A 774-nucleotide genomic window follows, 5' to 3' on the forward strand; every position below is an offset into this window, starting at 1 on the left:
CCCTGTTGCTTGTGCTTGAGACTTCCCTTCGCTGATTGAGTTGTAGTCATGCTGATCGCATTTTTGATTTTCCTGGTGACGATCGTTCTCGTCATCTGGCAGCCCAAAGGCCTGGGTGTTGGCTGGAGCGCCGCACTGGGGGCCGTCGTGGCGCTGCTGGCGGGCGTCGTGAGCCTGTCCGATATCCCCGTGGTCTGGCAGATCGTCTGGAACGCTACCGCCACTTTCATCGCCGTCATCATCATCAGCCTGCTGCTGGATGAGGCGGGGTTCTTCGAGTGGGCGGCATTGCACGTGGCCCGCTGGGGCAATGGCAGCAGCCGCAAGCTGTTCGCCTTCATCATCCTGCTGGGCGCCGCTGTCTCGGCGCTGTTCGCTAACGACGGTGCGGCACTGATCCTGACCCCGATCGTCATCGCCATGCTGCTGGCCCTGCGCTTCTCCCCGGCGGCGACGCTGGCATTCGTCATGGCGGCGGGCTTCATCGCCGATACCGCGAGCCTGCCGCTGGTGGTGTCCAACCTGGTGAACATCGTTTCCGCCGACTACTTTGGCATTGGCTTCAGCGAGTACGCCTCGGTCATGGTGCCGGTGAACCTGGTCAGCATTGCCGCCACTCTGGGAATGCTGCTGTGGTTCTTCCGCAAGGACCTGCCGCGTACCTATGAACTCGACCAGTTGAAGGCTCCGAAAGCCGCTATCCGCGACAAGGCGACGTTCGTTGCCGGCTGGTGGGTGCTTGCGCTGTTGCTGGTCGGCTTCTTCGCCATCGAG

1 protein-coding gene is annotated in these 774 nt (G+C 62.1%); it reads left to right on the forward strand.

Going from position 1 to position 774, the window contains the following annotated elements:
- Nucleotides 1-48: 48 nt before the first annotated feature.
- Nucleotides 49-774: ArsB/NhaD family transporter (locus E8E78_RS29045; protein WP_280311572.1), on the forward strand; the 726-nt coding region annotated here is incomplete at its 3' end.

This window comes from Pseudomonas sp. BN505, assembly GCF_029873175.1.
GTDB lineage: Bacteria > Pseudomonadota > Gammaproteobacteria > Pseudomonadales > Pseudomonadaceae > Aquipseudomonas > Aquipseudomonas putida.